Raw genomic sequence first — 21,389 nt, forward strand, 5'->3', positions numbered from 1 at the left:
TCCAGGCTAGCTGCGGTTTTGCATTTTGATACGTATTTTACCCCAGAGTTCAATGAGGGTCATCGTTTACTTTAGACCTTGTTGCGCCGTAGTATGACCACACGTTACCCCGTTATTAGCTGAGATTATGCGTTTTTCATCGATTGTTACCGGACTTGCCTGCGCTTTTGCTCTGCATGCCAATGCAGCTTCTGTTGAGGATCATCGCCAATATTTACCAGACGGTGCCAATTTGGCGCTGTTGGTTCAAAAAGTTGGCGCAACAACACCCAGTATGGCCTTCAATAGCCAGCAAATGGCGCTCCCAGCCAGTACACAAAAGGTGATAACCGCATTAGCCGCATTACTGCAATTGGGGCCAGATTATCGGTTCATCACCACGATGGAAAGCCACGGCCCTGTCACCAGCGGTATTCTGAACGGTAACCTCATCGTACGGTTTAGCGGCGATCCTACGCTTAAACGTCAGCAAATACGGAATATGGTGCAGGAATTAAGGAAACGCGGGATACAGGAAATCGCAGGGGATGTGTTGATCGACACCTCAGTGTTCGCCAGTCACGATAAAGCGCCGGGCTGGCCCTGGAACGACATGACACAGTGCTTCAGCGCCCCGCCGGGTGCCGCGATTGTCGATCGCAACTGCTTCTCCGTCTCACTCTATAGTGCGCCTAAAGCGGGTGATAATGCGTTTATCCGCGTTGCATCCTATTATCCGGTGCAGATGTTCAGCGAAGTCCGCACGCTGGCTAAGGGCTCAGCCGATGCCCAATACTGCGAACTGGATGTGGTTCCCGGGGAACTGAACCGCTTTACGCTCACGGGATGTCTGACTCAGCGCACAGAACCGCTTCCTTTGGCGTTCGCGATTCAGGATGGTGCCAGCTATGCCGGTGCTATCGTTAAAGATGAGCTACAGCAGGCAGATATCCGTATTAAAGGCAGCCTTCGCCGCCAAACGCAGCCAGGCCCGGCAGGAAGCGTACTGGCCCAGACACAATCAGCGCCACTGCACGACCTGCTCACTATCATGCTGAAAAAATCAGACAACATGATTGCCGATACAGTCTTTCGTACTATTGGGCATGAGCGTTTTAGCGTACCGGGTACGTGGCGTGCGGGTGCAGATGCCGTGCGACAGATTCTGCGTCAGAAGGCTGGCGTGGATTTAGGAAACAGCATTGTTGTCGATGGTTCAGGCCTGTCGCGCCATAACCTGATTTCACCGGAAACGATGATGCAGGTCTTGCAGTACATCGCACAGCACGATAATGAACTGAATTACATCACCATGCTTCCGCTTTCCGGCTATGACGGCACGCTGCGTTATCGTGGCGGCCTGCATGAAGCTGGCGTGGATGGCAAGGTTTCGGCTAAAACCGGAGCATTGCAAGGCGTATACAATCTGGCAGGCTTCATTACTACCGCGAGCGGCCAGCGTATGGCATTCGTCCAGTTCCTGTCTGGCTATGCCGTGCCGCCAGAAGACCAGCGCGCACGTCGCGTCCCTCTGGTGAGATTTGAAAGTCGCCTCTACAAAGATATTTATCAGAGCAATTAAAATAACAACGCGGGCTTACCCTGATTGGATAAGCCCGCGTATGTAAGACCTGACTAACAGAAGAACGAATTATTTTTGATAGATGATTTCAACACCTTCATCATCTTCATCGTCCCAGTCATCATCCCACTCTTCTTCGGCTTCTTTTTCTATTTCAGCCAGCTGTTCGCGGTGATAATCATCCCACATGAACTCCACTTTTTCCGGTGCGCTTTCGGCAATCGCCGTTACTTTCGGATTGGCTTTCAGGAAGTTCATCACATCCCAGCAAAGTGGGTTGACGCCTTCACGGTTCGCTGCAGAAATCAGATAGTATTTATCATCCCAGCCAAGCGCAGCCGCAATCTCTTTGGCACGTTTTTCCGCTTCAGCCTTGTCGATCAAATCAACCTTGTTGAAAACCAGCCAACGCGGTTTTTCTGCCAAACCCGCGCCATACTGCTCTAACTCATTGATAATGATTTTGGCATTTTCAATTGGGTCTGACTCATCAATCGGTGCTAAATCAACCAGATGCAACAGTACACGGCAGCGTTCAAGGTGTTTCAGGAAGCGAATCCCTAACCCAGCACCTTCAGATGCACCTTCAATCAAACCTGGGATATCCGCCACAACAAAGCTCTGCTCGCTATCCATACGGACAACACCAAGACTCGGCACTAATGTAGTAAACGGATAATCAGCCACTTTCGGCTTCGCAGCAGATACCGCGCGGATAAAGGTCGATTTACCTGCGTTAGGCAGGCCAAGCATGCCCACGTCAGCCAGCAACAGCAGTTCCAGCGTCAGCTCACGCTCTTCGCCTTTCGTACCGCTGGTCTTCTGACGAGGAGCACGGTTGACGGACGATTTAAAACGCGTGTTACCTAAACCATGCCAGCCGCCTTTCGCCACCATCAGGCTCTGCTGATGGCGCGTCATATCGCCCAGCACTTCGCCAGTTCCCTGATCCAGAACACGGGTACCAACTGGGACTTTAATCGTAATATCTTTGCCGCGTTTACCCGTACAGTCACGACTTTGCCCGTTTTGCCCACGCTCAGCGCGGAAAGATTTTTCAAAACGATAGTCGATCAGCGTGTTCAGGTTTTCGTCTGCCAGCAGATAAACGTCACCGCCATCGCCGCCGTCACCACCGTCCGGACCGCCGTTGGGAATATATTTTTCACGGCGAAAGCTGACACAACCGTTACCGCCATCGCCTGCCACAACGAGAATTGTGGCTTCATCTACAAACTTCATTGATTCTCTCCGCAAAAAACCAATAGAGAATATCTACGTGTTTTAGGCTTGTTATTGGTTCTTCTTGGCGTAACTTTTTGATTTTACGGCATGTAGCGTAGTTCTACTCACCATTAAAAAACTGACGCACCAGAACGCATTCCAGCAAAGGAGCGGATTGTACCTGCCTGCTCCAATAATTTCATCTGTATTAAAAATAAACAACACATGCAGAATATCAAAAGGCGGCCGTGACCGCTGCAATACACTTTCTTTTAGGCTACTTCCGCACCATCAATGGCGGCACGGGTTCTTTCTTGCCGGGTAAGAGGCGATGCCCGATAGCGGAAAACATAGCGCCCGCAACAACGACAAAGGCTCCCACATAGCCGACCCAATTCAGCACTGGCGCAGCAAAGAAAGTCGGCCATCCTAATGCCAATAGATCGGAAAACAGCAGCGTAAATAGTGGCGTCAACGTAATGACCGCACTAACTTGCGATGCCTGCCAGCGAGCCATTGCCTCTGCCAGCGCACCATAGCCAATCAACGTATTCGCGCCGCAAAATAGCAGACAAATAAGCTGCCAGTTGCTCAGTTGAAAAATAACCTCAAGCTTGGCAAAAGGCGTGATAAAGACGACGCACAACACATATAACAGAAACAGAATCTGCTGCGATGTCAGACGTCGCAATAGAACTTTCTGCGCTACACCATAGGATACCCATACCGCCGAGGCGCAAACACCCAGCAGCACGCCCAGCGTGTAGTCAGTCAGCCGGGTAAAAATCTCAATCAGGCTGGTATTAAAGAACAGAAGCAGACCGCAAATCAGCATGATCGCGCCAATGACCTGCGTGCCGCGCATCTTTTCCTTTAGGATAAGTACGCTGGCGAACATCATGCCTACAGGGGAAAGTTGCCCAATAACCTGAGACGCTGTTGGACTCAGATATTGCAGAGACGAGCTAAAGAAAACAAAGTTACCCAGTAGTCCAGCCGTCGCAATCAGTAGCAGAACCCACCAGCGTCGATGCCGGAAAACCCGCATTGGCGGCAACTTCTTACGGGATGACAGAATAATGCCGAGTCCAATCGAAGCGATAAAAAAGCGATACCAAACAATCGTATAAGGTTCCATTACCACCAGAACCTGTTTCATGGCTATCGGTAACGCCCCCCAGCAAACAGCCGTAGTCAGCGCCAGACACAGACCGATACCCGTCTGTTGTTTAGTATTCATACTTATCCAGATGGTTTACTCAGAATCAGAATGTAAAAAGCCCCGCAAAGAATTGCGGGGCTTAAATCCGTAAGACCTAACGCGAAAAATTATTCAGCAACGATGCTGATAAATTTACGGTTTTTTGGGCCTTTAACTTCAAACTGAACTTTACCATCAGTCAAAGCGAACAGAGTGTGGTCTTTCCCGCAGCCAACGTTAGTTCCTGCGTGGAATTTAGTACCACGTTGACGAACGATGATGTTACCAGCCAGAACACTTTCGCCGCCAAAACGTTTTACGCCCAGACGTTGTGCGTTAGAGTCACGACCGTTACGGGTTGAACCGCCAGCTTTCTTGTGTGCCATTTAATCCGCTCTCCTAATCTTAAGCGCTGATGCCGGTAATTTTCACGTCAGTGAACCACTGACGGTGGCCTGCTTGCTTACGGTAGTGTTTACGGCGACGGAACTTAACGATCTTCACCTTTTCGCCACGACCATGAGCAACAACTTCAGCTTTGATTTTACCGCCATCGACGAAAGGAACGCCGATTTTGATTTCTTCACCGTTGGCAACCATCAGAACTTGGTCAAACTCAACGGCTTCACCAGTTGCGATGTCCAGCTTTTCCAAGCGAACGGTTTGACCTTCGCTTACTCGGTGTTGTTTACCACCACTTTGGAAAACTGCGTACATATAAAACTCCGCTTTCCGCGCACCCGTTAATAGGTTTCAGAGCGCGCTATAAATATTCATAATAGGGCGCGAATTCTACGCAAAAATACTGAGGATGACAAGTGCATAATCAACGGATGTGAAGAAAAAGAATACAACGTATCAACTGCCGTTTATCTCTCTCATTTTTCAAGTACAATTGGCCCAATAAGTTCCGTCTTGCCGATATGCAACAGCAATCTTACGGCAGTGTTGAAGACATACGTTGGCACAAACCATGAATCTAGAACAAATTACAGCATTGACTGCACAGGATATGGCGGCTGTTAATAACGTCATTCTTGAACAGCTGAATTCCGACGTCGTTTTGATAAACCAGCTTGGACATTACATCATCAGCGGTGGTGGAAAACGTATACGCCCGATGATTGCTGTACTTGCAGCCAGAGCCCTCGACTATAACGGTGATAAGCATGTCACTGTCGCCGCACTGATCGAATTTATCCACACCGCAACGCTGCTACATGATGATGTGGTAGACGAGTCCGACATGCGCCGGGGTAAAGCGACAGCCAATGCCGCCTTTGGCAACGCAGCGAGCGTATTGGTTGGGGATTTCATTTATACCCGCGCCTTCCAGATGATGACCAGCCTCGAATCGTTACGTGTGCTGGCACTGATGTCAGAAGCGGTAAACGTGATTGCTGAAGGCGAAGTCTTGCAGCTAATGAACTGCAACGACCCGGATATCACTGAAGAAAGCTATATGCGCGTCATTTACAGTAAAACGGCGCGTTTATTTGAAGCCGCAGCGCAATCTTCATCCATCCTTGCCGGTGCGACGCCAGAGCAAGAAAAAGCGCTTCAGGACTATGGCCGCTACCTGGGCACCGCATTCCAGTTAATTGACGATCTGCTCGACTACAGCGCAGACGGAAAAACGCTGGGCAAAAACACGGGCGATGACCTTAATGAAGGCAAGCCAACGCTGCCACTGCTGCACGCTATGCGTCATGGTAATGCAGAGCAGAGCTCGCTGATTCGCAAGGCCATTGAAGAAGGAAACGGGCGTCATCTGCTGGAACCGGTTCTTTCCGCCATGCAGCAATGCGGTTCACTTGATTATACGCGCCAACGCGCCGAAGAAGAGGCAGATAAGGCAATTAGCGCACTACAGCAACTGCCGGAAACACCCTACCGTATGGCGCTCGAAGGCCTTGCCCATTTAGCCGTACAGCGCGATTTCTAACGTGGTGTAAGGTTCTTATCAGATAAGATCGTTGATTCATAAGTAGCGCTGCCCTGCAGCGCTACTCGTTCGCCAGACTTAGGCAGTCTGGTCGATTGTGACATCATCCAGCCGAGACAGCATCGCTATTGTCCCTTCACGCAAGATGAAATTAATCAGCCGGGTTCGTTCATCAACGGAAAGCTGATGGAAAATATGCACCCACGATGACAGCAGGGTCGGCTCATTATCTATACGATAATATTCGGTTGGCGGATTCTCTTTTACCAGCAGAGAGTTCCTGACCTCGTTCGGCAAACTGCGAATAGAATATTCGACACCGCGCCCTTGAACCCCTTTCCGCCTGCGCTTTTCCCAACCATCGTCTCGCGCCCGCTTGTTCAACCCCTGCGGCGACTTAGGCAATCCACCTACGCCAACCAGCTCACTTGTTGCAAACCATTCTTTGTCCATACTCGTCACTCCCTTGTTTGTTTTGAACAGGCATTACGTCAACTCGCCCAAAAGTTTCCATATAATAGACTATAATTACCTAAACCGCTAACTTTTACACGTTACCGACACACCTAAGTAATGAAGAAATGATTAAATCCAGCGCGATGCTGCAACATCGCGGCCAGAAGCAATACGGTAAAGCGAAAGACAATACAGGTTCCTTTTTACCACCAACGTCAGCAATCTAAGAGTTCACCCTCGGTAGCTCAGTCAATGTCCATTGATGAGATTTGCTCCTCATCCGATGGCGTAATACCCAACTGACTCAGCGTGGAGGACACCCCGACTCGCAGAATATAAGCGATTAGATCATCTCTTTCTTTTTCAGACAGTTGCTGGTAAATCTGCATCCATACGGCCAGTGCCGCAGGCTGTTTCGCCGAGTAGGCGGAAGGCTCGATTTCGAGTAATAGGGATTTCTTTACCGTATCCGGCAAGCTGTGAATTGAGTACTCCACTCCTCTTCCCTGGACGCCTTTACGGCGACGCTTCTCCCATCCATCCTCGCGGGCGCGCTTATTTAATCCTTGTCTTGATTTCGGAAGGCCGCCGACTCCAACCAATTCGCTGGTAGCAAACCACTCTTTTTTCATTGCCTTTCATCCTGATAGTGCCATCCCTAACAAAAACGCGCTTATTTGGAAATTAATTGAGAATTTTAAGGAAAATTAATGCTATATTATTTCCAAATAATAATGTCATGTTAGCTCGGCATATAACTAACATCCGTTATTTATACCACTAATCGACAGTCGTCTTATAGCAAATAAGGGAAGGATTATGATTTTAAGGAAACAAGACTGGCATCCCGCTGATATCATTGCTGCACTGCGCAAGAAAAACACGACGCTGGCGGCGGTATCGCGAGCGGCCGGATTAAGCTCATCGACGTTAGCTAATGCGCTCTCACGCCCTTGGCCTAAAGGGGAATGGCTTATTGCCGATGCGCTAGGTATTCACCCCTCAGAGATTTGGCCCAGCCGGTACTACAATCCAGAAACCAATGAGCTTATCGACAGAAAAAGACTCATCCGTCCCGATTAAAAAAGAAAAGCCGGAGATATCGATCTCCGGCTTTTTATTCTGCGTATTATTAACAATCGCAATTACTTGATGAACGTCTCGCCTAACTCAATATCCTGCTTCAGCGTATCCAGCATGCTGTTCAGCGCATTTTGCTCAAAAGCGCTTAATGTGCCGATGTCTTTACGCTCGGCGACGCCGTCTTTGCCTAACAGAATCGGTTGAGCGAAGAAGCGGGCATATTTACCATCGCTTTCAACGTATGCACATTCCACCACACCGCTTTCGCCTTGCAGTGCACGAACCAGAGACAGACCAAAGCGTGCCGCAGCCTGACCCATCGACAGCGTTGCCGATCCGCCACCTGCTTTAGCTTCAACAACCTCGGTGCCCGCATTCTGGATGCGCTTGGTCAGATCGGCCACTTCCTGCTCGCTGAAGCTGATACCAGGAACCTGAGACAGCAGAGGCAGGATCGTCACACCAGAGTGTCCGCCGATAACAGGCACATTAATATCCTGCGGCTGTTTGCCTTTCAGCTCGGCAACGAACGTGTTGGAACGGATGATATCCAGCGTTGTGACGCCGAACAGTTTGTTTTTGTCGTATACGCCAGCTTTTTTCAGCACTTCGGCTGCAATGGCAACGGTCGTATTCACCGGGTTGGTGATGATACCAATACAGGCTTTCGGGCAAGTAACCGCAATTTGCTCAACCAGATTACGCACAATGCCAGCATTGACGTTGAACAGATCGGAACGATCCATGCCAGGTTTACGTGCCACACCTGCGGAGATCAGCACGATATCTGCACCAACAAGCGCTGGTTTAGCATCTTCACCGCTATAGCCTTTGATCTTCACTGCTGTAGGAATATGGCTCAGATCGACGGCAACACCCGGGGTTACTGGGGCGATATCGTAAAGGGATAGTTCTGAACCTGAAGGAAGCTGGGTTTTGAGGAGGAGTGCGAGTGCCTGACCGATACCACCTGCTGCTCCGAGAACTGCAACTTTCATCCTAAACTCCTTATTATCATAAAATAAAAAAGTGCCGTGAATTCATTTGGTTATAAACAGAATATAAAAATGGGGGTACGAGCAACCTACTTATCTTTCTACAAATGACATGAGAGACAAAAAATACGCTATGTCTCTAATAATAAATCAAAAACAACCATTCGTTTGAAAGGTAAGTAAAGTTAATAAGCTATTGAGCTATAACGCGGTGTTCATTCACGTGCGATTAACCTGTGCGCTACATTACACCGATCGATGGCGTCCAAACAACATCATTCTGATAACATTTGATTTACTTTTATGTGACGCAGGACGCATTTTTCGGACTACCCGAGAGTCGATTTTTTTTGAAAACAGCGACTAACGCATATCTGGTGAAAGGGACTGGAATTATACGCGATTTAATTGCATAAAAATTCACACAACTGCATAATAGGAAGATTAACCATAACAATTAATCCGGTGCAGAATGCGAAATTCGACAAAACAAGAAGACCTCGTTAAAGCGTTCAAAGCGCTGTTAAAGGAAGAGAAGTTCAGTTCTCAAAGTGAAATTGTTCAGGCATTGCAAGACGAAGGATTTGAAAACATCAACCAATCCAAGGTGTCACGCATGCTAACGAAATTTGGTGCCGTGCGCACACGCAATGCCAAAATGGAGATGGTGTATTGTCTCCCTGCCGAGCTTGGCGTCCCGACGACGTCCAGCCCGCTGAAGAACCTTGTGCTGGACGTAGATTACAATGATGCCGTTGTCGTGATCCATACCAGCCCTGGAGCCGCGCAGCTCATTGCTCGCCTGCTGGACTCACTTGGTAAGTCAGAAGGTATTCTCGGCACCATCGCGGGTGATGACACCATCTTTACCACCCCGGCAAGAGGCTTCAGCGTCAAACAACTCTACGAAGCTATTCTGGTGCTCTTCGAACAAGAGCTGTAATCCGCTCGTCCGCTGCCGTTTTTTGCAATTCGTTCTTTGCTACGTGTTTTTTACTACGTTTTCCGCTACGTGTAGACCCGCTACACGTAGCGACTATTGCGTTTAAAGCCTCACACCGCAGGCAATTCAGCCAATGGCCAACGTGGCCGAACGGATACGCCCAACGTCTGGCTCGCGCCATGAACCAGACGTACACTGCCCGCATAAGCAATCATCGCGCCGTTATCTGTGCAGAATTCGGGGCGTGCATAAAACACCTCACCACCGCGTTTCGCCATCACTTCACCTAAGCGCTGGCGCAGCGTCCGGTTTGCACTTACGCCCCCCGCCATGACCAGTCGTTTAAAGCCCGTCTCATCCAGCGCACGACGACATTTTATCGCCAGCGTATCTACAACGGCATCTTCAAAGGCACGTGCGATATCGGCACGGGTTTGATCGTCATCGCCGTTGCTACGAATCGTATTAGCCGCAAACGTTTTTAGCCCAGAGAAGCTGAAATCCAGCCCCGGCCGATCGGTCATCGGGCGCGGAAACGTGAAGCGTTGGGAATCCCCCGCTTGCGCCATTTTCGACAGCATTGGACCACCGGGATAATCTAATCCCAGTAATTTCGCCGTCTTATCAAACGCCTCACCCGCCGCGTCATCAATAGACTCGCCCAGCAGGCGATATTCACCAATGCCCGTCACGCTGATGAGCTGCGTATGACCACCAGAAACCAGCAACGCCACGAAGGGAAACGCTGGCGGGTTATCTTCCAACATCGGCGCCAGCAAATGCCCTTCCATATGATGCACAGGAATCGCCGGCACACCCCAGGCGAATGCCAATGACCTACCGATCGTCGCGCCCACTAATAGCGCGCCAACCAAACCTGGGCCAGCGGTGTAAGCCACGCCATCGATATCGTCAGCCTGTAGCCCCGCTTCGCGCAGCGCCGCCTGAATTAACGGAACCGTTTTACGCACGTGATCGCGTGAGGCAAGCTCAGGCACTACGCCGCCGTAATCAGCATGTAATTTAACCTGACTGTATAACTGATTAGCGAGCAAACCGGTCTCTGTGTCATAAATGGCCACGCCGGTTTCATCACAGGATGTTTCGATACCCAATACGCGCATTGCTGTTCCTAACTTTGATGACGATACAAGCGCCCGTTGAATGTCGCTTGCTTCAAACTGTGGATAGTCTACCATAAGCGGCCTGATTTCTGCTCTGGCCGCGGTTGGGTGTTTTATGATCACCGCAATGCTTTACAAAGGCGTCACGTTTGCAGTAGAATTCCGCACCATTTTGAAAAGGCTGGCACAAGGCCAGCGGCAAACCGAATTTATTGAGGTGAGAGGCACATGCCGGTAATTAAAGTACGTGAAAACGAGCCGTTCGACGTAGCTCTGCGTCGCTTCAAACGTTCCTGTGAAAAAGCAGGCGTTCTGGCTGAAGTTCGTCGTCGTGAGTTTTATGAAAAACCAACGACCGAACGTAAGCGCGCTAAAGCTTCTGCAGTGAAACGTCACGCGAAGAAATTGGCTCGAGAAAACGCACGCCGCACTCGTCTGTATTAATTTTCAGGAGGGTTTCCCTCCAACGCGTGATTAATCCGCAGACTTAGCAGTTGCATACGTAAGGCCGTGCTTTCCGAAAGGAAGCGCGGCTTGTTGTCGTTTATAAGCTATATCCAATGTAACCACCTTACAGAAGGGTATACACCAGGGGCTTATGGCTGGACGAATCCCACGCGTATTTATTAATGACCTGCTGGCTCGCACCGACATCGTCGATCTCATTGACGCGCGCGTCAAACTGAAAAAGCAGGGCAAAAATTACCATGCGTGCTGCCCGTTCCATCACGAGAAAACCCCCTCATTCACCGTAAACGGTGACAAACAGTTCTATCACTGTTTTGGCTGTGGCGCACACGGCAACGCCATAGACTTTTTGATGAATTACGATCGTCTCGAATTCGTTGAAACCATTGAAGAACTTGCCACCCAATACGGCCTCGAAGTGCCTTATGAAACCGGCACTGGCCCAACCCAGTTAGAGCGTCACCAACGGCAAAGTCTGTACGAATTGATGGGACAGCTCAGCGGGTTCTATCAACAAGCATTAAGCCAATCAGTCGGTGCGCCAGCGTTGCAGTATCTGCAACAGCGCGGTTTAAGTGCAGAAGTGATCAGCCATTTTGCGATTGGCTTCGCCCCGCCCGGCTGGGATAACGTTTTAAAGCGCTTTGGCCGCAATAATGATGACCGCAGCACATTGAACGATGCCGGCATGCTGGTGACTAACGATCAGGGCCGAACGTATGACCGCTTCCGCGAGCGTGTGATGTTCCCCATCCGCGACAAACGGGGACGAGTCATTGCCTTCGGCGGACGCGTATTAGGCGACGGTACACCAAAGTACCTTAACTCGCCGGAAACAGAAATTTTTCATAAAGGTCGCCAGCTGTACGGCCTGTATGAAGCGCAGCAAAATCACCCAGAGCTCAAGCGACTTTTGGTTGTTGAAGGCTATATGGATGTGGTGGCGCTGGCGCAGTTTGGTATTGATTATGCGGTGGCATCGCTGGGTACCTCCACGACCGCCGATCACATTCAGTTACTATTTCGCGCCACCGATCTGGTGGTGTGTTGTTACGACGGAGACCGTGCCGGACGCGAAGCGGCATGGCGCGCGCTGGAAACTGCGCTACCCTATTTGAACGATGGTCGCCAGCTGCGCTTTATGTTCCTGCCGGACGGTGAAGATCCCGACACGCTGGTGCGTCAAGAAGGCAAAGTCGCCTTTGAAAAGCGCATGGAACAGGCCCTGCCGCTGTCGCAGTTTCTGTTTGAGACGCTGCAACAGCAGGTGGACATGAGTTCACCCGATGGCCGTACCAAGCTCAGCACGCTGGCACTGCCGCTGATTGGCCAGGTACCGGGAGAAACGCTGCGGCTGTATTTGCGCCAGCAGCTCGGCAACAAGCTAGGCATTTTGGACGACAGCCAGTTGGACAGACTGCTCCCAAAAGTGGCAGAGCAGGCTCAATCCTACCAGCCGCCGCAACTAAAAGTCACAACTATGCGTATACTTATAGGGCTTTTAGTACAAAACCCAAGACTAGCAGCAGAGGTGCCTGACCTCGCGCTGGAAGGCATTGAAGAAGACAAAGTGGCGGGTTTATCCCTGTTTCAGGACTTGGTGAAAACCTGCAATGCCAGCCCTGGGATGAACATGGGTCTGCTGTTGGAAAAATATCGCGACAGCAAGTACCGCAAGCAGCTTGAAACTATGGCTTCATGGAACCATATGATCGTAGAGGAAGAGCTCGACGAGAAGTTCAGAATCAGTCTGGCAGAACTCTACGATCAGCTGTTGAAACAGCGACAAGAAACATTGATTGCCCGTGACAGAACGCATGGGCTCAACGCCAAAGAAAAAAAAGAGCTTTGGTCGTTGCAACTGGCGTTGACCAGAAAACACTGATACAGAGGCTTAATTGCCGATAAATAGCAGGGTTGAGCCCTGCAAAGAGCCGCTACAGGGGCCGCGGCGATAAGAAAAATACCCCTAATGCTATTGTTAGCGAACTACGCTGACCGACACCAACCCAAATACTCTGAAGTGTGGATACCGTCTTATGGAGCAAAACCCGCAGTCACAGCTGAAGCTGCTTGTCACCCGTGGTAAGGAGCAAGGCTACCTGACCTATGCTGAGGTCAATGACCATCTGCCGGAAGATATCATCGACTCGGATCAGATCGAAGATATCATCCAGATGATTAACGACATGGGCATCCAGGTGATGGAAGAAGCACCGGATGCAGACGATCTGTTGCTAGCCGAAAACACCAATGATGCCGATGAAGATGCGGCAGAGGCTGCTGCGCAGGTTCTATCCAGTGTTGAATCGGAAATTGGTCGCACCACCGACCCGGTTCGCATGTACATGCGTGAAATGGGTACCGTTGAACTGTTGACGCGCGAAGGCGAGATCGATATCGCCAAGCGTATTGAAGACGGTATCAACCAGGTTCAGTGCTCTGTTGCGGAGTATCCTGAAGCCATTACTTACCTGCTGGAACAGTATGACCGCGTCGAAGCGGGCGAAAGCCGCCTGTCCGACCTGATTACTGGCTTTGTCGATCCTAATGCGGAAGAGGACATTGCGCCTACCGCGACTCACGTTGGTTCTGAGCTTTCGAGCGAAGAAATGGACGATGACGACGAGGAAGAAGACGACGAGGAAGAAGAAGACGACAACAGCATCGATCCTGAGCTGGCGCGTGAGAAGTTCACCGAGCTGCGTGAGCAATATGAAACGACTCGTCAGGTTATCAAAGCTCACGGTCGTAGCCATGCGCTGGCAGCACAGGAAATCCTGAATCTGTCCGAAGTCTTCAAACAGTTCCGTCTGGTGCCAAAACAGTTTGATTTCCTGGTTAACAGCATGCGTTCCATGATGGATCGCGTTCGTACTCAGGAACGTTTGATCATCAAGTTGTGTGTTGAACAGTGCAAAATGCCGAAGAAAAACTTCGTCACGATGTTCACTGGCAATGAAACCAACAACACCTGGTTTGCCGCAGCAGTCGCCATGGGCAAGCCATGGTCTGAAAAGCTGAATGATGTTGAAGAAGACGTCACCCGCAGCCTGCAAAAACTGCAGCAGATCGAAGAAGAAACTGGCCTGACGATCGAGCAAGTTAAAGACATCAACCGCCGTATGTCGATTGGTGAAGCGAAAGCGCGTCGCGCCAAGAAAGAAATGGTGGAAGCTAACCTCCGTCTGGTTATTTCTATCGCGAAGAAATACACCAACCGTGGTTTGCAGTTCCTCGACCTGATTCAGGAAGGCAACATCGGTCTGATGAAAGCGGTAGATAAGTTTGAATATCGCCGTGGCTACAAGTTCTCGACCTATGCCACCTGGTGGATCCGTCAGGCGATCACGCGTTCTATAGCCGATCAGGCGCGTACCATCCGTATTCCGGTACACATGATTGAGACGATCAACAAACTGAACCGTATCTCTCGTCAGATGTTGCAGGAAATGGGTCGCGAGCCAACGCCGGAAGAGCTGGCTGAGCGTATGCTGATGCCAGAAGACAAGATCCGTAAAGTGCTGAAAATCGCGAAAGAGCCGATTTCAATGGAAACCCCGATTGGTGATGATGAAGATTCACATTTGGGCGATTTCATCGAAGATACGACGCTGGAGCTGCCGCTGGATTCCGCCACGTCGGAAAGCCTGCGCTCTGCGACACACGACGTACTGGCTGGCCTGACCGCGCGTGAAGCGAAAGTCCTGCGCATGCGTTTCGGTATCGATATGAACACCGACCATACTCTGGAAGAAGTGGGCAAACAGTTTGACGTTACGCGTGAACGTATTCGTCAGATCGAAGCGAAAGCGCTGCGTAAACTGCGCCACCCAAGCCGTTCCGAAGTGCTGCGTAGCTTCCTGGATGATTAATTCATTCCTCAGCTAATCCGCACGGTAGATAGCCTCACGATAAATAACCCCAGTTCGCTGGGGTTATTTTTTGCCTGTCAGAACGCTCAGATTGAATTTATACGTTATCCTGCAACGCCTGATGCAGTTCCTGATACGACTCCACCAGCGACTCCAGCGTCGCACGATTCAGCCCACTAGGGTTCGGCAGTACCCAAACCTGCGTTTTGCCAATACACAGCTCCTGACGCCCCCATGAGACCTTTTTGATACCAAACGCCTGACTGAACGCCTGCTTCCCTAATACCGCCAGCGCACGCGGCTGATAGCGCGTCATCTTCTCAACAATCGCATTGCCGCCTTGCAGCAACTCGTCTCGCCCCAGTTCGGTGGCTTCAACCGTTGGGCGCTCCACCAGCATGGTGATGCCACATCCGGTATCCAGCAGATGCTGTTCTTCTGCGGGTGTCAGCAAGCGTTCGGTAAAGCCTGCCTGATAAATCACTTTCCAGAAGCGATTACTGGGATTAGCAAAGTGGTAACCGTGATGGGCAGTGGACAGCCCGGGGTTGATGCCACAGAAAACAACCTGAAGATTCATGGCCAGAATATCGGTAATCATGTCTTTCCCTATTTCCGTTGACTACAGCCATCGTAAATTCTGATAAGAATAACAACAAGCTATCTTGAGTATAAAACCATCACCCGGCAGATAGGCTATAGACCTCCCCCCGCACATTACCGTATAATCATCGCCCATTCGGCCCCTTAGCTCAGTGGTTAGAGCAGGCGACTCATAATCGCTTGGTCGCTGGTTCAAGTCCAGCAGGGGCCACCAAATTTCAAGGACTTACACTAAAACGTAGGTCCTTAGCTTTTTCTAGGATACCCATAGGATACCGCAGCCAAGTATTAGCGGGTAATCATGGCGGTCCTTCTTTCACCATTAAATCGAATAGTCCAAGTTTCGGTGGCGCAAATGAACAACTTGCTGGATACGCTGAAAAACGATTTAGAACGCGCCCTGGCTCTACAAAATACTCTTTTGGATAGAGCAACAGGGAAAGGCGAGGACGAAATCGCCTATAAGCAACTTCGTCAATACTTCCTTAATATCCCTCATTTGGCTGGTTTACTTCCTCAATTCGTCAGGACATGCCGTTCGCTCAGCCAGTTTTGGCAACACATAAAAAAAACTGACGGTTACGCTCCCCGCAGCGAGATTATTTGGACCGAGTTTCAACCACTACTGGACTTCATTGAGGGAAAAAACAGTGCCCCAGCTGATGAGGCAATTACTGATGCACTAAGGTCCTTTAGTGAAGATGGTGTTCATGCGGTATGGGCGAAAGCATTAGAAAGACGTAATACCGACCCTGACGGTGCCATAACGTCAGCACGGACGCTGCTAGAAACAGTGTGCAAATACATACTGGATGAGCTGAAAGAGCCCTATAACAATAAAAATATCGAAATGTCCGAGTTGTATAAACAAGTGTCTACAAAACTGAACTTATCAAGTGATCAACATTCAGAACTTGTTTTTAAGCAGATACTTGGGGGATGTTCAGCTGTTGTGAATGGATTGGGAACACTGAGAAACCGTCTTGGTGATGCACACGGTAAAAATAGGATGGCGGTCAAACCATCATCACGCCACGCTGAATTAGCAGTTAATCTTGCTGGTTCAATGGCGCTGTTCTTGATTAGTACTTGGCTTAACCGAAAAGAAATGAAGTAGACTTTATCAAGGGATTACAGTGAAAACATCAGAGCTTATTAAAAGACTTATTGAGATTGATAAAACAGTACCTTTTGATGCAGATATTGTGCAAGGAAATGACTATGAATTTGATACCTTACAAAAGGTTTACCACAACCCTCCACACACTTATTTAGTTTTTGACACCCCACAACCTTATGATTCCGAAGACGGATTTTCTATTTTAGAAGAATTAATGATCCGCTCTCACCAGACCAATGAAATTCGAAAAATCATTGAGGAGGGTTCTGATTTTAAAGCTGATATTTTGCAAAATCTCAGCGATATGTCTAAGAAGATAGACGCAATGATTGAGAACCTTTCAAAGTAACCACTATTCCTCTACCACCTAACACTGGTTATTTGGGCTTACATCATTGTGTGTGGTTCATTCTGAATATTTCAGCGATATATTTCACTGCTGTGCCGTATCAGCAATAATGAACGAATAGCTGTGTTGCGGAAATTGAAACACAGCTACCGGACGCAAACCGAAGGTGGGTAGGGAATTATCCATTACCATGAAAGAACCTTAGCCGCAGTGGCCAGTTGACAAATACAAGAGCAACCAGCAGTTAGCATCTACCTAATCATCTTCAGCCAGAACATAAAGCAGTGAAGGAACCACCTCACGTATCGCCGTTGGCTCTGTTTCATCCTCCATCAGCATCAGCGTGTAATCCCGGCATTCAAATACCACGTCAGCATCGGATAGCCCAAAGGCTCCACCAGCAATAATCTCCCCAACTTCACACGCTGGCGTTTCGACGATAGACAAGCGATAGCCACCAAAGGTTACAGGCGGGTTATCAGGCCCTTCACTCAAATAGAGCCCCACAGCTTTAGCAGATAGCGCAGCGCGTTCATGCCCATCCATGCCAACCGCCTGACCAACACAATTCGCCAGGTGCTGTTTAATCTCAGTGACGCTCATTTCCACCAACTCACCTGTCTTTATCTTATTCCTAGTCAGCCCTGACTTACTCTTGGCGTTCTGTGCTCGCGGATCATGACTGTCACGATACTGAGACAGATAAGCGTCACAGGCATCCGCATCAACCTTGCCGCTAACCCGCAAGGGAAAGCCCACTTTACTCTCCCAGTTGTAGAATGCCCGACGACTAATCCCTACATGCTCGGCGTACTGGCTTACTGACATCAACATAAAAATACTCCCTCTGACAGACAGAGTGTGAACCCTTCACACTTGTGCACACTAACATCTGTGAAGGGTTCACACTTTTTAATGAAAAGTGTGAATCAAACTGTAAATCAAATGCTGTTCTATTTCCCCGCTAAGCCTTGCCATCAAAGACTTGCAACAATTCACCAACAAAACTGTGAAGTGTAAAGTGTGAATCAAATTCAAAAGTTGATAGCTAGTGAAACAACGCGGCGCGCAATGCCCGTGCTTTACAAAAGTGCCAGGAAGGACCCATTTTTTTCTAGATGATAACTGTTGTCATTTGTTGCCATCATTTCGCCGTCCTCATCGCTTCTGCTATCGCTCTATTCAACTCATGGATATCGACACAGATAATCTGGCTCCACGCCTTAACGAACATCACGTAATGTTTACGGGAAAGACATAGGCATTGTTATTCGCCCACCGCTACCACTGGATAACGTTCGGCGCTCTCCAGTCTTGCTATCAATCATTGAGATTTCGACCTGCATCGGACCATCTTGCAAAGTTTGATTAAGTGTAGATAGCGCAGAGATCAGCTCTTTACTGGCATCGGCAACATCACCTTTGCCCTGATAAGACTGATACCCATATATTGATGGTGTATTTTGGTTAACGCTGCTATCCATTTCTAAATCACCCTCTTGTTGATAGAAATATGATGGCAAGCCCGGCATGGTTTTACGCAGGTAATCTCTGGTTTCCTTTGGCGCACGCCCCAATCCATAATCACGAACCCTTCCTGGCCCCCAGTTATATGCGGCAAGGGCCTTCTTAACATCACCATCAAACATTTTCAGCAGATCAGATAAATAGCTTGCCGCAGCCCCGCTCGATTTATGAAAATCCATCCGATCACCGTATGAATTAAGGCCGTAATCTCTTCCCGTCGCAGGCATAAACTGAAACGGCCCCTGAGCACCTACAGGTGATAACAAATTTTTTCCGCGAGAGGATTCGGCATTCCAGACATTATCAAGAATACCTGAAGGCAATTTATGCTTGGCCTCCAGCATTGAAAGGTGTTTTTGTTCGGGGGTGTTTCTCAATACCCGGTCTATTGGATTTATCATGCCTTCAGTTGGGGTGCTGATCTTCTGAATATCATCCATGAATTGCTGAACAGACCAAGACAGAGAATATTTTCGGTTTAATTTATCCTGCAATGCGTTTCCAGGGCGGCCAAGTGCTAATTCAATACCTTCGGTAAAGGTTAGAGAGCCTTTAAACTCGTCATCCCGTCTTGCCCGATGCAAAATATCTTGCTGTTTATCTCCATGATAAAAATTACCTGCACCGTCCTTCTCATACTTCTGGAGTTCTTTTATTGCTTTGGATGCGGTGGATTCTGAGTCACCACCAAGCCAGGAAAAGAACTTCATTTCCTGTGTTTCCCTGAACCCGTCTATTCTCGCTTTCAACTCATTAAGTTGTTCATTAACACCAACCAGTTGATCATTAAGGGCCGGGTCAACAGTTAAACCGAATTTATCGGCTTTAGTCAGTAATATTTTAAGCTCAGCCCCTTTACGAAACAGCATGAGATCGTTGTCGTCAAAAGCAGCGTTATCCGCCAGCGTTTTTTGATTTTGTGGCGAGAGTTGGGGGTATTTACTCGCAATCGCTTCTACTGTTTCCATGACATTGGCTGTACCATCAGCATTACGAGCGATTTTCACCCCAATCTGATTCAGCGTAGCTAAAACGCCATCGTTACGCCCTTGAAGCGCGTCATTAAACGTTTTATACATCCTCTCAACGGACTGATTGGCGCTGTCAGCGTCTGCACCCAGAATCCGCATTACACCAGCCAAACGGCTAAAATCATCCACCCTCATGCCAGCGTTCTTTGCCGAAACATCCAGACGATAGGCAGAGTTCGCCGCCCGATCGAGTCCCCGAGCAACAACCATAACAGTGCCACCAACTCCAGAGGCCACAGCACCTGCTACGCCAATTTTCCCTAATATTCCCGCATATTTTGACCCAAGCTCACCCACCATTTTTAACGGAGGAACAATATCGCCGATAGACTGGACGTTATCGCGGGCTAATTTGCTTAAAGAGTCGAACTGCTCGTTAACTTTACTGAGCTGGCTTAATGAATTATCGCCCCCGAGATGCAACCCTTCTGTAGTTTTATCCAATTGAGGCTGTAACTTCTTGACGGCTTCATCAATACGAGCAATGACGCCACTAGCCTGATCGTTGGCTTTAATCTCAAAATCAAAGGAATTACCCACTTATTCCCCCTGTCTCGAAGATGATATTGAAATAAAATCTTCAGCGGTGAGTGGTTCGACGTATTTCTCTAATGCCACCAGCGCAGCGTTAAAACCCGCGTGGTATCCATTCGCATCATTATTCAGAGAACTGTATATAAACGCCGCCATATTACGATCCTCCGTATCCAGACATTCCCAGCCAGGATAAGCCGTAATCATTTTACGTTTGGTGTAATGGCTGAGGTGCCGATAACTGACCGACAGAATATCGATAGCCTGCTGGTACGGCTTACCCCGTTTAATCAGCTTGAGTGCGAATATGGGGTTACTTTTTGCTTCTTGGCTAACCGCTATCCAATGTGCGTTGGAATGCTGTGGTTGCCTCTCCTGTTCATCTATTTGCTGATCTTCACCACCAGCAAAAGCCCCACCCCGATGACGAACCGGAGAATAGCGGCTTAACTCACTTCTGGCTGTTAAGCCGCTATCCTGTACCCCAAGATTTAAATGGCTGAACGTTCTCATAAGCATTCATCCAGTTAACGAGGCGGCATATCAATGATCGGCAATCCTGCATCCAGTCGAGATTTAATCTTTTCAGCTTCATTCACTGGATTGGCGGCTTTACCGCTGACTAACCGACTGTCTCCGGGCAAAACAGCACCCGTTGCTCGGAATTGCTGATTGCGACGTGCGGCGGCTTGAGCCAGCGTATCTTTGTACTCTTCATCGGCCTTACGACGCGCATTCAGGTTATCTATCGAGTTAGGATCGGAATCATTTATCATTTGGGTGGAGCGTGCCACCAGCGCCTGAAGCTCATCATCAGTCAATGGCTCTTCCATTTTCTTCAAGGCTTTAGTGGCACCGATACGGGCTTTATTGAAACCGTTTCTATCGCCGTTATGAGCAGAATAAGTCAGCGCTGTCCGTGCCTTTTCTTCATCGTCCTGAAATTCCCAGGTGGGATCGTTCTCTTCCATGAATTTTTGGGTAAATACGGACAGCCCCTGTGGTGCAGATACCAGCTTCGCCTTGATTTTCTTGGATGACAGATCAGTCTCTTTCAGCAGACGAATAGCAAGGATAGGGTTTTCCTTAGCTTCATCAGAAATAGCGACATTATGTTCACGGCTATGCTGACCGGGACGAGCAACCTTAATCGGCTCTTTTTCATCGGCAGATTGAATAACATCATTGCCGTTTGAGCCTTTGGCTTTGGAGCCACCGAGAAGATGCTGAAAATTAAACATGGATATTTTTTCCTGTAGAGACATGCTGACGGTAGTTAATGGCCTCTCTCAATTCGCCATGAACCCAACAACTAAAAACGCTGTACCGTTACCCCACTATTTTGTTTAA

Annotated in this window: 22 protein-coding genes and 1 tRNA gene; 10 read left to right on the forward strand and 13 right to left on the reverse strand. The window is 49.0% G+C overall.

Annotated features, from left to right (window positions below; all coding sequences use genetic code 11):
• Positions 1–127: 127 nt before the first annotated feature.
• Positions 128–1,561 (forward strand): serine-type D-Ala-D-Ala carboxypeptidase, encoded by a 1,434-nt coding sequence (dacB, locus tag NXT09_RS08880; protein WP_268579446.1) that lies wholly within the window; start codon positions 128–130, stop codon positions 1,559–1,561.
• Between the two features lie 69 nt (positions 1,562–1,630).
• Here the strand turns inward: dacB and cgtA are convergent, their stop codons facing one another.
• From cgtA to rplU, 4 genes are all read right to left on the reverse strand, one after another.
• The gene (cgtA, locus tag NXT09_RS08885) at positions 1,631–2,803 is read right to left on the reverse strand and encodes an Obg family GTPase CgtA (protein ID WP_039282291.1); all 1,173 of its coding nucleotides are present in this window, start codon (positions 2,801–2,803) and stop codon (positions 1,631–1,633) included.
• 259 nt (positions 2,804–3,062) lie between these two features.
• The gene (locus NXT09_RS08890) at positions 3,063–4,025 is read right to left on the reverse strand and encodes a DMT family transporter (protein ID WP_268579447.1); all 963 of its coding nucleotides are present in this window, start codon (positions 4,023–4,025) and stop codon (positions 3,063–3,065) included.
• 89 nt (positions 4,026–4,114) lie between these two features.
• Entirely contained in the window at positions 4,115–4,372 is a 258-nt protein-coding gene (gene rpmA / locus NXT09_RS08895; protein WP_005971498.1) for a 50S ribosomal protein L27, read from the reverse strand.
• A 19-nt stretch (positions 4,373–4,391) separates the two neighbouring features.
• Positions 4,392–4,703 carry a 50S ribosomal protein L21 gene (rplU, locus tag NXT09_RS08900; RefSeq protein ID WP_010283026.1) on the reverse strand — a complete coding sequence of 104 codons (312 nt, stop codon included), beginning with the start codon at positions 4,701–4,703 and terminating at the stop codon, positions 4,392–4,394.
• Between the two features lie 256 nt (positions 4,704–4,959).
• On the opposite strand from rplU, the gene ispB reads away from it, so the two are divergent.
• Complete coding sequence (gene ispB, locus NXT09_RS08905; protein ID WP_010283025.1) at positions 4,960–5,931, forward strand: octaprenyl diphosphate synthase; 972 nt, start codon at positions 4,960–4,962, stop codon at positions 5,929–5,931.
• 78 nt (positions 5,932–6,009) lie between these two features.
• On the opposite strand, the gene NXT09_RS08910 is transcribed toward ispB, so the two are convergent.
• A complete protein-coding gene (locus tag NXT09_RS08910) occupies positions 6,010–6,384 on the reverse strand; it encodes a DNA-binding protein (RefSeq protein ID WP_010283015.1) in 375 nt (124 codons plus the stop codon).
• Positions 6,385–6,632: 248 nt separating this feature from the next.
• Positions 6,633–7,019, reverse strand: a complete 387-nt coding sequence (locus NXT09_RS08915) for a DNA-binding protein (protein ID WP_268579448.1) — start codon at positions 7,017–7,019, stop codon at positions 6,633–6,635.
• 187 nt (positions 7,020–7,206) lie between these two features.
• Here NXT09_RS08915 and NXT09_RS08920 point away from each other — a divergent pair, with 187 nt between their 5' ends.
• Complete coding sequence (locus NXT09_RS08920) at positions 7,207–7,470, forward strand: helix-turn-helix domain-containing protein (protein WP_010283012.1); 264 nt, start codon at positions 7,207–7,209, stop codon at positions 7,468–7,470.
• 62 nt (positions 7,471–7,532) lie between these two features.
• Here the strand turns inward: NXT09_RS08920 and mdh are convergent, their stop codons facing one another.
• On the reverse strand, positions 7,533–8,468 hold the full coding sequence (gene mdh, locus NXT09_RS08925; RefSeq protein ID WP_268579449.1) for a malate dehydrogenase: 936 nt from the start codon (positions 8,466–8,468) through the stop codon (positions 7,533–7,535).
• Positions 8,469–8,937: 469 nt separating this feature from the next.
• Between mdh and argR the strand changes: the two genes are divergently transcribed.
• Entirely contained in the window at positions 8,938–9,408 is a 471-nt protein-coding gene (gene argR, locus NXT09_RS08930) for a transcriptional regulator ArgR (protein ID WP_010283010.1), read from the forward strand.
• 110 nt (positions 9,409–9,518) lie between these two features.
• Here the strand turns inward: argR and tsaD are convergent, their stop codons facing one another.
• Positions 9,519–10,532, reverse strand: coding sequence for a tRNA (adenosine(37)-N6)-threonylcarbamoyltransferase complex transferase subunit TsaD (gene tsaD, locus NXT09_RS08935; RefSeq protein ID WP_039274184.1), 1,014 nt, complete (start codon positions 10,530–10,532; stop codon positions 9,519–9,521).
• Between the two features lie 228 nt (positions 10,533–10,760).
• Between tsaD and rpsU the strand changes: the two genes are divergently transcribed.
• The 3 genes from rpsU (at position 10,761) to rpoD (ending at position 14,875) form a co-directional block, all read left to right on the forward strand.
• Positions 10,761–10,976, forward strand: a complete 216-nt coding sequence (gene rpsU, locus NXT09_RS08940; RefSeq protein WP_001144069.1) for a 30S ribosomal protein S21 — start codon at positions 10,761–10,763, stop codon at positions 10,974–10,976.
• A 154-nt stretch (positions 10,977–11,130) separates the two neighbouring features.
• On the forward strand, positions 11,131–12,885 hold the full coding sequence (gene dnaG, locus NXT09_RS08945; protein ID WP_268579450.1) for a DNA primase: 1,755 nt from the start codon (positions 11,131–11,133) through the stop codon (positions 12,883–12,885).
• A gap of 154 nt (positions 12,886–13,039) precedes the next feature.
• Positions 13,040–14,875, forward strand: a complete 1,836-nt coding sequence (gene rpoD, locus NXT09_RS08950; RefSeq protein WP_014914103.1) for an RNA polymerase sigma factor RpoD — start codon at positions 13,040–13,042, stop codon at positions 14,873–14,875.
• A 97-nt stretch (positions 14,876–14,972) separates the two neighbouring features.
• Here the strand turns inward: rpoD and mug are convergent, their stop codons facing one another.
• The gene (gene mug, locus NXT09_RS08955) at positions 14,973–15,476 is read right to left on the reverse strand and encodes a G/U mismatch-specific DNA glycosylase (protein WP_268579451.1); all 504 of its coding nucleotides are present in this window, start codon (positions 15,474–15,476) and stop codon (positions 14,973–14,975) included.
• A gap of 140 nt (positions 15,477–15,616) precedes the next feature.
• Here mug and NXT09_RS08960 point away from each other — a divergent pair.
• The 3 genes from NXT09_RS08960 (at position 15,617) to NXT09_RS08970 (ending at position 16,947) form a co-directional block, all read left to right on the forward strand.
• Positions 15,617–15,692: transfer RNA gene (locus NXT09_RS08960), tRNA-Ile, on the forward strand.
• A 141-nt stretch (positions 15,693–15,833) separates the two neighbouring features.
• The gene (locus tag NXT09_RS08965; RefSeq protein ID WP_268579452.1) at positions 15,834–16,595 is read left to right on the forward strand and encodes an abortive infection family protein; all 762 of its coding nucleotides are present in this window, start codon (positions 15,834–15,836) and stop codon (positions 16,593–16,595) included.
• Positions 16,596–16,614: 19 nt separating this feature from the next.
• On the forward strand, positions 16,615–16,947 hold the full coding sequence (locus NXT09_RS08970; RefSeq protein WP_268579453.1) for a hypothetical protein: 333 nt from the start codon (positions 16,615–16,617) through the stop codon (positions 16,945–16,947).
• 255 nt (positions 16,948–17,202) lie between these two features.
• Here the strand turns inward: NXT09_RS08970 and NXT09_RS08975 are convergent, their stop codons facing one another.
• The 4 genes from NXT09_RS08975 to NXT09_RS08990 all read right to left on the reverse strand — a co-directional run bounded on the left by NXT09_RS08975 (position 17,203) and on the right by NXT09_RS08990 (position 21,280).
• Positions 17,203–17,781, reverse strand: a complete 579-nt coding sequence (locus NXT09_RS08975) for a hypothetical protein (protein WP_268579454.1) — start codon at positions 17,779–17,781, stop codon at positions 17,203–17,205.
• 410 nt (positions 17,782–18,191) lie between these two features.
• The gene (locus NXT09_RS08980; RefSeq protein WP_268579455.1) at positions 18,192–20,045 is read right to left on the reverse strand and encodes a lytic transglycosylase domain-containing protein; all 1,854 of its coding nucleotides are present in this window, start codon (positions 20,043–20,045) and stop codon (positions 18,192–18,194) included.
• Complete coding sequence (locus NXT09_RS08985; RefSeq protein WP_268579456.1) at positions 20,046–20,552, reverse strand: hypothetical protein; 507 nt, start codon at positions 20,550–20,552, stop codon at positions 20,046–20,048. It lies immediately after the preceding gene.
• A 14-nt stretch (positions 20,553–20,566) separates the two neighbouring features.
• Positions 20,567–21,280, reverse strand: a complete 714-nt coding sequence (locus NXT09_RS08990; RefSeq protein ID WP_268579457.1) for a hypothetical protein — start codon at positions 21,278–21,280, stop codon at positions 20,567–20,569.
• Positions 21,281–21,389: the final 109 nt, after the last annotated feature.

This window comes from Pectobacterium jejuense (genome assembly GCF_026800125.1).
GTDB lineage: Bacteria > Pseudomonadota > Gammaproteobacteria > Enterobacterales > Enterobacteriaceae > Pectobacterium > Pectobacterium jejuense.